The sequence below is a fragment of the Polymorphospora sp. NPDC051019 genome, from assembly GCF_040683055.1.
Lineage (GTDB): Bacteria > Actinomycetota > Actinomycetes > Mycobacteriales > Micromonosporaceae > Polymorphospora > Polymorphospora lycopeni.
This window is the reverse complement of sequence record NZ_JBFBCH010000013.1, coordinates 123,696-135,623: the sequence shown is the minus strand read 5'-3', so window position 1 is coordinate 135,623 and position 11,928 is coordinate 123,696. Positions and strand designations below refer to the sequence as shown.

Below are 11,928 nucleotides of genomic sequence, written 5' to 3'. Positions count from 1 at the left end.
CGCGCCAGACGCGGCTGGCCGATCACCTGCCGATCACCGGAAGGAGAAGACATGCGTTGGTCCACCCCCGTGACCGCGGCCGTTGCCGCCCTCGTCGTCACCGCCTCCGTCGCGGTCACGAGCCCGGCGTACGGGCGGCCGACCGTCCCGGCGGCCGGCTCCGGTCACCAGCTCGCCGACCGGTTGGAACGGGCCACCCGGGCAGCCGGCGCCCTGCGCCACCTCCGGGCCTGGCAGTCGGCTGCCGACGCGAACGGCGGGACACGCGCCGCCGACACCCCCGGGTTCGCCGCGTCGGCCGACTATCTCGTCCGGCGGCTGCGCCTCGCCGGGTACCGGGTAACCCGTCAGCCGGTGCCGTACGAGTACTACCGGATCGACACCGAGCGCGCGGTGGCGCTGACCACGCCACCCGAACCGCTGCGACTCCTCGCGATGACCTGGTCGCCGACGACACCGCCGGGCGGTGTCGAGGCACCGGTACGGGTGCTGCCCACCTCACGCGACGGCGTCGTCGACCCCACGCCGGGTTGCGAGCCAGCCGACTACGCCGGCCTGCCGGTCACCGGAACGGTTGTCGTGCTGCCGAGAGCGAGCTGTGGTTTCGTCGTACAGGAGCAGACCGCGGTGGCGCTCGGGGCGGTTGCGGTGCTGTTCTACATGCCGACCGTCCGGCCGGACAACATCTACCGGGCGTACCTGTTCGACCCCGCCGCGATCTCGGTGCCGGTCGCGACCATCACCCAGCGGGCGGCCGGGCAGCTCGCAGCGCAGACGGTGGGCAGCGAGGTCCGCGTCCGGCTGGAGATCACGGCCCACCGGGCACGAGCGGTCACCGAGAACATCCTGGCCGAGACGGTCGGCGGCCGTCCCGACCGGGTCGTCATGGCCGGCGCGCACCTGGACAGCGTGACCGAGTCCCCGGGCATCAACGACAACGCGGCCGCCGCCGCGGCCCTGCTGGAGACCGCGATCCGCCTGGCACCGCATCAGCGGGCGGTACGCAACAAGGTGCGGTTCGCCTGGTGGGGCGCGGAGGAACTGATCGAGGTGGGCTCCCTGCACTACCTGGCCCAGCTCGACGCCGAGCAGCGCCGACGGATCTCGCTGTACCTCAACTACGAACTCATCGCGTCTCCGAACTTCGGCCGCTTCATAGTCGACGGTGACGACGCCGAGCACCCCGGCGTCGGCGAGAAGCCGCCGCCACCGGGTTCCGGCGCCGTCGAGAAGGTCCTCACCGGCTACTACGGCAGCCGGGGACTGGCCTACGAGACCGTCGACCTGTACAGCATCGGGTCCGACCACTGGCCCTTCGCCGACGTCGGAATCCCGGTCGGCGGCATGGACGGCGGCACCTACCAGGCGAAGACCGCCGAGCAGGCGGCCCGGTACGGCGGCACGGCCGGCGAGATGTTCGACCGTTGCTACCACCAGCCCTGCGACGACCTGTCGAACCTCAACCTCGCCGAGTTCGACCGCAACTGCCGGGCGGTGGCGTGGGTCGTGGGCCGGTTCGCGACCGACGTCGAGGACGTGCTGGCGCAGCGTCACGACGCGTGAGCCGACCGGACGGACGGGGTGGGGGAGGGGCGCGTCGGCTCAGTGCGTCGACGCCGACGTGAACGCGAACGAGGACAGGCACAGCGGGGGCGCGTACGCGTCCCCGTAGAACCGCTCGGTCGCCACCTGACCCTCCCGTCCGACCGCCTCCACGCCGGACAACGCCTCCAGCACCGACTGGGTGAAACGCAGGTTGCGGATCCCGCCGACGATCCTGCCGTTCTCGATCAGGAAGGTGCCGTCGCGGGTCGTACCCGTCACGGTGGTGCGCACGGGATGCACCACGTTGGTGTAGTGGAACCGGGTGACGTAGATCCCCCGGTCGATCCGGCCGACCAACGACTCCGTCGTCTCGGATCCCGCCGCCATGAACAGGTGCGTCGGCAAACCGGAAAGCGGGTTCGGCGGTGCCAGCGCGTGACCGGTGGATTCGGTCCCGCCCATCCGTGCCGCCGCCGAGTCGTAGGTCAGGCCCACCGCCACACCCCGGTCGACGAGGATGGTCCGGCGCCGCGGTATGCCCTCGGCGTCGAACGGTGCCGCCGGCAGCGCGGAGGAGAGCGGATCGTCCGACAGTGTGACCGCCGGCGCGCAGATCGGCGCTCCCAGCCGGTCCGCCAGCGGTGAACTTCCCTCGCGCACCGCCCGGCCCGCGAAGGCGTGCGCCAGCCGGTGCAGGAGCACGGCGGTCGCGCACGGCTCCAGCACCACCGGATAGCTGCCGGGTGCCAGCTCCCGCAGCCCGGCGCCGAGCCGCGCCTTCTCGCCCGCCCGGGAACCCAGCGTCACCGGATCGAGACCCGCCAGCCCGACCGCCACACCCTCGGCGTAGCCTGTCGAGTCCCCAGCCGTGGCGAGGATACTCAGGGCCGCCCTGGTTCCCGCGTCGTACGCTCGCACGCCACGACTGTTGACGATCGCCAGTTCGTTGCCGGTCGTCTCCAGGGCACCGGCGCCGTCGGTTCCCGCCGGCAGCGACCGCAGCAGCGCCGCCACGAGATCGGCCCGACGCGCGGGCGGGCACCTCGCCGTGTCGGGGTCGTCCCGGCGTACCGAGTCGTAGGTCGTACCGCCCGCCGGCAGACCGGCGAAGTCGGGATTCCCGGGGACCGTGCGAGCGATCTGGTACGCCCGGTCGACCGCGCGCCGCACGCCCTCCGGCGTCAACAGCCCGGAGGTGGCCGAGCCGACCCGCGCTCCGGCCTCGCCGCCGTCGACCACCACCCGCACCCGCACGTGGTGGTCGAGCCGATGGACGTTCTGGTGGATCCGGCTGTCCGCGAACCGGGTCAGCGCCACCTGTTCTCGGCCGAGGGTCACCTCGACCTCGTCCGGCCCCGGGTGGCGCAGCGCCGCCCCGGCTAGTTCGAACAGGCGGTCGGCCCCGTAGCGGATCATCGGATCCCCACCGCTGCCCGGAACCGGCCGGTCGGCGCGCCGTGCCCGACCCTGGCCAGTTGCGACGGTTGCCCCTTGCCGCAGATCGGCACGCTCCAGACCCGCCAGTCCGAGCGGCCGCCCAGCGCGTCGCAGGACCGCCAGAAGTCGAGTGTACGACCGGCGTAGGTGGGATTGCGGTAGAGCCGCCCCAGCGACCCGGCGGAGATTTCGTAGGCGGCCTCACAGGCGAACTGGAAGTTCGTCCGCCGGTCATCGATCGACCAGGAACGGTTGGTGCACAGCAGGAATCCGTCGTCGGTCGCCGCCACGATCTCGGCGAGGCCAGCGGCGTCGTCCGTGCCGGGCGCGAGCGAGACGTTGTTCATCCGGACGAGCGGGATGCTGCCCCAGGAGTCGGCCCGGGCGGTACCGTTCGACTCCAGCCCGACCGCCGCCGCCGTCTCCCGGTTGCTGAGGAAGCCGACGAGGACCCCATCGGATATCAGTGGCGCACGGCCCGCCCGCACCCCCTCGTCGTCGAAGCCGAACGTGCCGAGCGCTCCCGGCGTCGTCGCGTCGGCCGTGATCGAGACGATGGGGGAGGCGTACCGCAGCCGGTCGCGGTCGTCGACCCGGACGAAGGAGCCGCCGGCGTACGCCTGCTCCATGCCCAGGATGCGGTCGAGTTCCAGCGGATGCCCAATCGACTCGTGGATCTGCATCGCGAGCTGTGAGGAGTCGAGGACGATCGTCGTCTCCGCCCGGCTCGGCAGGTCCGGCGCGGCGAGCAGCGCCACCGCCTCGCGTCCGGTGGCCGCGGCGTGCCCCGGCAGGTCGAGCGCGAGTACGGCCTCCCAACCGCCGCTGGCGAACTGTCCACGGAACGCGGTGGGGTACGACCGGCGCTGGGACTCCCCGCCGCCGACCGCGTAGGCGACCAGCCCGCCACCAGCGTGCAGCACGGTCTGTTCGATGGCGGCACCATCGCTGGACCGGTAGACCGTCCGGCGCCGCCAGCCGTCCGTGCTGGCCTCCACGAACGACACCCCGGGCACCCCGCGGGCCGCCGCGGTGGCCGCGAGCAGATGGTCCGCCTTCTCGGCGACCGGCATTTCCAGCGGGTCGATCTCGTGCGGTGTGACGTAGTCGCCCCGGCAGGGCGGGGAGTCGTCGAGCCGTATCGGCTCGTGCGCCACCCGGCCACTGGCCCGGGCAAGCTCCACCGCCAGCCGGGCCGCGTCGCGTACCGCCCCGCCGTCGTGGTCGGCCGTCGCCGCGAAGCCCCAGGCGCCGCCGACCAAAACCCGGATCCCCACCCCCCGACTGGCGGAGCGGCTGACCCGCTCGACCCGCCCGTCGCGTACGTCGACGGACTCGGACTCGTCGTCGACCGCGCGGACGTCGGCGAACTGCGGGCCGAAGCGGGTGACCTCGTCGATGGCGACAGCGGCGAGATCGGCGATATCCATGAATGTCATTCTATTGATTCGGGTGGTCGGCGTCCCGCCCTCCGCAGGAGAAGTGGCGCCGCGACCGCGGCCACGAGCGCCAGCGCGACCGGGGTAAGCAGCGCCACGGTCGAGTGACCGTGGCCCAGCAGGCTGGTGACCAGCAGTGCGGCGGCGGCCGAGCCGACGGTGTTGGCGGAGACGAGCCAGGCCTGCGCCTCGGTCGCGGTGCCCTCCGGCGCCCGTGCCGCCGCCTCGATCGCGAGACTGGCCAGGACCGCCGCGACCGGCAGGCCCGCGACGGGGGCGACCGCCAGCAGCAGCACCGGACTGGTGCCGGCCAGGGGAAGGACGGCCAGGGTCAGCGTCAACGCGGCGAGTGGCGGTACCAGTGCGCTGACCGGGGCCGGCCCGTTCCGTGGCCCGTCCGACCGGCGCCGGCCCCAGTAGAGGCCGCCGACGATGCTGCCCACGGAGAACGCGGCGACCAGTGGACCGGCCGCCCACGGCGCGTCGCGGACCGCGGCGAGCGCCGGCAACCCGACCGCCACGCCGGCGATGGCGCAGCTCGCCAGCACCATCAGGGCGGCCACCCGGCGGTAGGCCGCGACGCGCATCGGCCCGAACGGGCCGGCGGGCCGGTGCCGGCCCGCCGGCGGGGGCGACGGACCGGTGGCCGCCGGCCGTACGGCCGAACCGAGCAGGGCGACGCCGGCCCAGGTGACCAGGAGAATGGCGCAGACACCGAGCGCCGCGTGCATCGCCACCAGGGTCGATGCCAGCACCGGTCCGGCGATGAGGCAGAGGTCGAGGAAGATCGCGTCGAGCGCGAACCCGGTTCGCCGGACGGGTGCGGGCAGTCGCGCCCACTGCGCGCGTACGGCCGGGCCGAGCGGCGGGGTGCTCGCACCCGTCAGAGCCGCCGCGGCGGCGGTCACCGGTTGCGTCGCCCCGCCGAAGGTGGCGAAAAGTAGCGCGGCGGTCGCGGCGGTGTAGGCGAGCACACTCCACCGGACGACGCGGCCCGGGCCAAACCGGTCGACCAGCCGGCCGCTCACCGGAACGGCCAGCCCGAGCGCCAGGGTGTACACCGCGGTCAGCGCCCCCGCCGCCCCGATGCCCTCCCGCTCCACCAGCAGGAAGAGCACCGAGATGCCGGTCATCCCCTGCGGCAGGCGCGCGCCGAGGGCGGCCAGCGCCATCCGGCGACCGTGCGGATGGCGCAACAACGTCGCGTAGGGATCGGCGCCGTTCGGCGCCCTGGCGCGCGGGAGGTTCGGGCCTTTGCGCAAACCAGCCACTCCGGGAATTCGTCGCCTTCCCTGACCCGGCTAGCGTAGGCGCCGGCAGGCCCGCTCCGCGACCCGAGCGGGCGGGACGCCGCGGCCGGTCGTGGGCACCGGGGCCCGACCGGCCGGGCCGTGTTCGGCGCCGGAGGTGACCGAAGGTGGTCAGATCACCCGGACCTGGAACTGGTCGCCGTCGAGGACTCGGGACTTGTAGTAGAAGTCGCCGAGGTCGGTGCCGCCGAGGGAGTTCTGGCCCGCGGGGATCATGCAGGCGCTGAAGCCGCCGGAGTCGCCCGGTTGGCGGCTTTGCAGCCAGGGCACGTTGCAGTTGAATCCCCGACCGGTGTTCCAGTCGATCCAGAAGAACTGTCGGCCGTAGGGCTGCATCGACGCACCCTGGTCGGTGGACGCGAACGGATACTCGTCGCACTGATATTGGCCCGGGGTTCCCGGCCGGGGATAGCCGGGCCCGGTGGGGCAGGCCGCCGCACGGTTCGCATCACGGAGCGCCTCGCTCTGCGTCCTGGTCAGGATGTTCGGCAGGCCGTAGGACAGGGCCAGGCGGATGTGGTTGGCGTAGTCCGGGAAGCGCGTGGCCGGGACGTCGAGCACCGGGCGCACCGAGTCGTAGACGCATCCGGGGTGGTAGCCGCCGAGCGCCATGTCACAGCGGTGCGCGCCCGGCGTGGTGGTCAACGGGTTGCTCACGCCGTGCACCCACAGCGAGTTGGCGAACCAGAACTTGAAGCCGCTCTGTGCCGCCCATCGGACACCACTGATCGGGGTCGAGAAGTAGCCGGTGGCCGAGTGCGGGTGGCCCGGCAAGGCCGATCCACCGATGGTGCTGCTGCCGGGGTTCACCGTACAACTGGTGACGCACAGCGGTTCGGCGTAGACGGATGTGTTCGTCACGGCCGCGCCGGCGGCCTGGCCCGCGACGGAGTTGGCCCGGTAGTGGAACGACCGCGACCAGTTCAGCGATCCGTAGTCGAGCGTCGTCAGGCTCGCCACGGTATAGCTGATGCTGCCGATGACCTGGCCGTTGGGCACCAGGAAGACCACCAGCACACCGTCCTCGACGAGGCACGCGGCGACCCGCGTCTTGGTCGTGGTTCCGCCGCAGATGTCGCTGGTGAGTGTCGCGCCGTCGCCGTCGGTCTGCCGCGCGTGCCTGCGTACGCAGGTTGCCGGTCCGGACCGGCCGGCGGTGGCGAGCCTCGCCGCGTTTTGTTTGATGTCGCCGCACTCCGGCGCCGGGCGTCGGCCGTTGCCGCGGGCGCTGTGTCGGCGCCGGGTGCCGGCGCGGGTGCGTGCTCGCCGGTGTCACCGGCAGGACCGCGGCCACCAGTCCCAGAACCACCCCGGCGATCCCGACCTGTCGTCAGCACATTCCGGTTCTCTCCCTCCACCACAGGCGTTTGGCGAGGATAGGCGCGGGGGTCTGGACATTCTCTGGTCACGGCCGACAACGGGGGAGGGGCACATCAGCCCACCCCAAGACATTAAACTTTATCTATGGCGCGAGGTTGGTCGCTCGTGGGACGCCGGGAAGAACTACGCTCCATCGACGCGGCGATGCGGTCCGGCACCCCGCACGGCGTACTGCTGGCCGGTCCGGCCGGGGTGGGGAAGACCCGGCTGGCCCGTGAGGCGCTCACGTCGGCGCAACGGTGCGGCGCCGTCACCCGGTGGGTCGTCGGCACGGCGGCGTCGCGCGGGCTCCCGCTGGGCCCTTCGCGGCGCTGCTCGGCGCACTGGACAGCGACCCGGTGGCACTGGTGGCGGAGGCGTCCCGGGTGCTCGTCGCGGACGCCGGTGACGGCCCGCTCGTGCTCGGGGTCGACGACGCCCACCTGCTCGACGAGATGTCGGCACTGCTGGTGCACCAGTTGGCCCTGCACCGCGCGGCGGTCGTCATCGCCACCGTACGCACCGGCGAGACGGTGCCGGACCTGGTCACCCACCTGTGGAAGGACGGATACCTCGAACGGCTCGAGGTGTCGCCGCTCGGCCAGCGACAGACCGGCTCGCTGCTGGAGGCCGGGCTGGGTGGCCCGGTGGACAGCAAGACCGTGGACCGGGTCTGGGAGATCACCCAGGGCAACGCACTCTACCTGCGGCACTTCGTCGACGGCGAGGTCGAGGCCGACCGGCTGCGCCCGGTCCGCGGCGTGTGGCGGTGGTCGGGCGGGGCACCGGTGTCGCCCGGCCTGACCGACCTGGTGACGATCCGGATGGGCGAACTGGCCGAACCCGTGGCGACAGTGGTCGACCTGCTCGCCCTCGCCGAACCGCTCGGTGTCCGCCTGATCGCCCGGCTCGCCGACCCCTCGGCGGTCGAACAGGCCGAACGGGCCGGCCTCGTCCGGGTCGAGCAGGACGGCCGGCGGCTCGAGGCCCGGCTGACCCACCCGCTGTTCGCAGAGGTCAGACGTGCCCGGATGGGGGTGCTGCGGGCCCGGCGGCTACGCGGACGGATCAGCCGGGCGCTCGCCGACACCGGGGGTCGCCGGGCCGACGACACCCTCCGTCGGGCCGTACTGGCGTTGGACTCGGACCTGGAACCGGACTGGCGGCTGCTGTACGAGGCGGCCCGGCACGCCGGCCGGCTGTGCGACCTCCCGCTGACCGTACGGCTCGGGCAGGCGGCGCAGGCCGCCGGCGGCGGATTCGAGCCGAGCATGATCACGATCGCCGCCCTCAACGGACTGAGCCGACCGGCCGGCGCCGAGGTCGCGGCGCTGGCCGCGACGGCGGGTACGGACGACGAACTGGTCCGGGCCACGGTGGCGCAGGTGATCAACCTGGCGTGGATGGCGTTGCGGCCCGCGGAGGCGCAGGCGATGCTCGAATCGGCCGAGTCGCGGGTCGTCGACGGCGCGGGCCGGATGCGGCTGATGGCGCTGCGCGCGTTGTTCGACTGGCAGCGCGCCCGGCCGGTCGCGGCGATCGAGGCGGCGACGACCGCGCTCGCGGCACCGGGACTGCCGGACGGGTCGGTCGCTCTCGCCACCGCCGGATACGTCGTCGGCCTGGCCGCCGTCGGCCGCGCCGACGAACTCGCCGACGCGACGGCGCGTGGCCTCGCCGCGGCCGGCCGGTCGGCGGAGTTCGGCTACGTACGCTTCCCGCTGATCACCGCGCAGGTCGCCGGGCTGCGCCTGGCCGGCTACCTGCGGGAGGCGGCCGAGATCGCGTACGCCTGCTGGGAGTCCGTGCGCTACCTCGACCTCCCGGCGTTGATCAGCACGGTGCTGCTGGGTGACGTGACCCTGGCCCAGGGCCGGCCGGTCAGCGCCCTGCGCTGGCTGCGTGAGGCGCACGCCGGCCTGGAGCGGTTCGACACCGCCGGCGGCTTCGAGCATGTGTGCCTGATCCCGCTGGGCCGGGCGCTGGCGCTGACCGGTGACCTGGCGGCGGCGGCCGACGTACAGGCCCGACTGCACGCCCGGCAGCACCCGATGGTGCTGTTCCTCCAGCCGGACCTGTACCTGTCCCGGGCCTGGCTGGCCGCCGCCCAGGGGGTGTCGAGCGAGGCGGTCGCGCTCGCCCACGAGGCGGCCTCGGTGGCGGCGGCGACCGGGCACTCCGCCCACGAGGTGCTGGCGCTGCACACCGCCGTCTGCTTCGGCGACCGGTCGGTGGCCGCGCGGCTCACCGCGTTGGCCGCCCGCGTGGACGGCCCGCGCCCCCCGGCCGCCGCCGCGCACGCGACCGCGCTGGCCGCCGACGACGCCGACGGTCTGCGGGCCGCGTCGGACCTGCTGGAGCGGATGGGGGACCTGCTGGCGGCCGCCGACGCGGCGGCCCAGGCGGCCGCCACCTACCAGCGGATGAACCGGCGCGGCGCGGCACACCGGGCCGCCGCCCGGGTACGCCGGCTGACCGAACGCTGCGAGGGCGTCCGGACCCTCGCGACGAGCACCGTCGCGCCCCTGCCGCTCACCGGACGCGAGCGCGAGATCGGCAGCCTGGCCGCCCGGGGCATGTCGAACCGGGAGATCGCGCACCGGCTGGTCGTCTCGGTACGCACCATCGAGAACCATCTCTACCGGATCAACGGGAAGCTGGGCACCAGGGGCCGGGCCGAACTGGCCGAGGTGCTACACGACGACCCGCCCGAGCCGCCGCCCGCCGCCGGAGACGAGCGTCCGTGACGTCGCGCCCGGTGCCGCCCGGTGCTCCTGCTGCCGTACCGCCAGCCGGGCGACCAGCCAGGTGGTGAGCACGATGCCGGCGAACGGGAGATACCTCGCGACCGTCCTCATCGTGGTGCCTCCTTCTCCGCGAGCCGTTCGCGCTGTGGGGTCACGGTGTACATCGGATCCCGGGCCGAGGCGACGCCGGCGGTGAAGAACCCGAAGCGGGTGCAGACGGCCCCGGCCAGGAAGGCCGCCCCGGCCAGGGCAGTGGCCGTACGGCTGCGCCGGCCCGCGACCGCGAGCACCGCACCACCGATGCCGAACGCCCTACCCGCCCGCAGCAGCCACCCGCCCGCCCCCTCGCGCAGGGGCTCGGCCACCAGCCCGAGGCGGCGGTCCATCCGCCGGGCCGCGACCAGCTCGACGGCGGTGCCGAGGACGGCCGCCCGCCGGGCCGGGCCGGCTTCACCGGCCGGGGCGACCAGCAGGCCCAGCCCGCCGGCGGAGGCGGCGGCGGACCCGACGAACAACGCCGGCAGTTCGCGGTACGCCTCGTGCCAGGTCGGCACGGCGGTGTCAGCGATCAGCGCGGCGGTGTAGGCGGCGACCGCCGGACCCAGCAGGGCCGCGCCCGCCGTGCCGAACCGGCCGAGCCGGGGCAGCAGCCCGGTCACCTGACTGCCCGCGGCCAGGCCGGCGAGCGGGCCGTAGCCGGCCAGCAGCCAGGACCCGACGCTCATCGGCGAACTGGGTTTGAACACCCGCAGCATGTTGAGGAACCGTTCGGGCCGGCCCAGGTCGTGGATCAGGGCGTACAGCGATCCGCCGAGCGCGCCGGCGGCACCGACCTTGAGCCCGGCGGCGAGCCGGGGCCGCCCGGCCAACTCGGCGGCGGCGCCCAGCGTGGACGAGGCGCCGGCCAGCCCGCCGAGGAAGAGGTATCCGGCGATGTCCGCCGCCCGCCAGGTCGGGGCGTTGAGCACCGGCAGCCCGTAGTAGGAGCGGAACTCGGCCTTCGGCACCATCAGCCGCTCGCCCCGTTGGCGGCGCCGCCAACGGCCGGCCGAGCCGACCACCGCCTCGCGCCCGGCCGGCAGGCCGGGGGCGCCGTCGAGGCGTACGTCGGTCCGGTTCACCTGCCACCTCCGATGACCGTCACGCCGACCAGCCCGACCAGCAGCCCGGCGGCGGCCACCGCGACCCGGCGCCACATCGCCGGCAGGTCGCGGGTGGTGACCACCGGATCCGGGGGCAGGCCGTACACCTCCGGCTCGTCGAGCAGCAGGAAGAACGCACCGGTGCCGCCGACCCCGTCGCCCGGGTCGGCGCCGTAGAGCCGGGCGTCGGCGACGCCCTGGTCGTGCAGCCGCCGGACCCGCGTCTCGGCCCGCTCGCGCAGCTCGGTCAGCTCACCGAACTGGATGGAGTCGGTCGGGCAGCTCTTCGCGCAGGCCGGCTCCTGGCCGACCGACAACCGGTCGTAGCACAGCGTGCACTTCCACACCCGGCCGTCGTCCCTGCGCTGGTCGATGACGCCGTATGGGCAGGCCGGGACGCAGTAGCCGCAGCCGTTGCAGATGTCCTCCTGCACCACCACGGTGCCGAACTCGGTCCGGAACAGCGACCCGGTCGGGCAGACGTCCAGGCAGGCGGCGTGGGTGCAGTGCTTGCACACGTCGGACGACATCAGCCAGCGGAACTCCATGTCGCGCACCGGGTGGGGGTGTCCGTCCGGCGGCCGGGACTCGGGCATCCCGAGCGAGACGGCGGTACGGCCCGCCGCCTGCGCGGTGACCGCCGCCGGCAGTTCCACGTCGGCGAGGTGGGTCTCCTGCCGGCCCAGCCGTCGCGGCTGCTCGACGAAGGCCACGTGGCGCCAGGTGTCCGCGCCGAGCCCGACGGTGTTGTCGTACGACATGCCGGTGAAGGTCAGCCCGTCCTCCGGGATGGCGTTCCACTCCTTGCACGCCACTTCGCACGCCTTGCAGCCGATACAGACGCTGGTGTCGGTGAAGAAGCCCATCCGCGGCGGGTGCGTGTCGTACCCGCTCGCGGTGGCCGGGTCGAGGCCGTGTTCGGCGGCCACTCTCAGGTCGAGTCCCATCG

Annotated in this window: 9 protein-coding genes and 1 pseudogene; 3 read left to right on the top strand and 7 right to left on the bottom strand. The window is 73.8% G+C overall.

Features of this window, described 5'->3' with window-relative positions; genetic code table 11:
• Positions 1-51: 51 nt before the first annotated feature.
• Positions 52-1,563 carry a M28 family peptidase gene (locus tag AB0M79_RS22730; protein ID WP_364217052.1) on the top strand — a complete coding sequence of 504 codons (1,512 nt, stop codon included), beginning with the start codon at positions 52-54 and terminating at the stop codon, positions 1,561-1,563.
• Positions 1,564-1,602: 39 nt separating this feature from the next.
• On the opposite strand, the gene AB0M79_RS22725 is transcribed toward AB0M79_RS22730, so the two are convergent.
• From AB0M79_RS22725 to AB0M79_RS22710, 4 genes are all read right to left on the bottom strand, one after another.
• Entirely contained in the window at positions 1,603-2,961 is a 1,359-nt protein-coding gene (locus AB0M79_RS22725; protein ID WP_364217049.1) for a TldD/PmbA family protein, read from the bottom strand.
• A complete protein-coding gene (locus AB0M79_RS22720) occupies positions 2,958-4,412 on the bottom strand; it encodes a TldD/PmbA family protein (RefSeq protein WP_364217046.1) in 1,455 nt (484 codons plus the stop codon). Before AB0M79_RS22720 ends, AB0M79_RS22725 begins: the two co-directional genes overlap by 4 nt.
• Positions 4,413-4,417: 5 nt before the next feature.
• On the bottom strand, positions 4,418-5,593 hold the full coding sequence (locus AB0M79_RS22715) for an MFS transporter (protein WP_364217043.1): 1,176 nt from the start codon (positions 5,591-5,593) through the stop codon (positions 4,418-4,420).
• A gap of 249 nt (positions 5,594-5,842) precedes the next feature.
• Positions 5,843-6,742, bottom strand: a complete 900-nt coding sequence (locus AB0M79_RS22710; protein WP_364217040.1) for a hypothetical protein — start codon at positions 6,740-6,742, stop codon at positions 5,843-5,845.
• A 453-nt stretch (positions 6,743-7,195) separates the two neighbouring features.
• Between AB0M79_RS22710 and AB0M79_RS22705 the strand changes: the two are divergent.
• A pseudogene (locus tag AB0M79_RS22705) lies at positions 7,196-7,327 on the top strand (ATP-binding protein); the annotation flags it as partial.
• A gap of 41 nt (positions 7,328-7,368) precedes the next feature.
• Entirely contained in the window at positions 7,369-9,837 is a 2,469-nt protein-coding gene (locus AB0M79_RS22700; protein ID WP_364217037.1) for a LuxR C-terminal-related transcriptional regulator, read from the top strand.
• On the opposite strand, the gene AB0M79_RS22695 is transcribed toward AB0M79_RS22700, so the two are convergent.
• Genes AB0M79_RS22695 through AB0M79_RS22685 form a run of 3 tightly spaced genes read right to left on the bottom strand, consistent with a single transcriptional unit; the run spans position 9,784 to position 11,926 of the window.
• The gene (locus AB0M79_RS22695; protein ID WP_364217034.1) at positions 9,784-9,948 is read right to left on the bottom strand and encodes a hypothetical protein; all 165 of its coding nucleotides are present in this window, start codon (positions 9,946-9,948) and stop codon (positions 9,784-9,786) included. The genes AB0M79_RS22700 and AB0M79_RS22695 overlap by 54 nt on opposite strands.
• Positions 9,945-10,958, bottom strand: a complete 1,014-nt coding sequence (gene nrfD, locus AB0M79_RS22690) for an NrfD/PsrC family molybdoenzyme membrane anchor subunit (protein WP_364217031.1) — start codon at positions 10,956-10,958, stop codon at positions 9,945-9,947. Before nrfD ends, AB0M79_RS22695 begins: the two co-directional genes overlap by 4 nt.
• On the bottom strand, positions 10,955-11,926 hold the full coding sequence (locus tag AB0M79_RS22685; protein WP_364217028.1) for a 4Fe-4S dicluster domain-containing protein: 972 nt from the start codon (positions 11,924-11,926) through the stop codon (positions 10,955-10,957). The genes nrfD and AB0M79_RS22685 overlap by 4 nt, the downstream gene beginning before the upstream one ends.
• Positions 11,927-11,928: the final 2 nt, after the last annotated feature.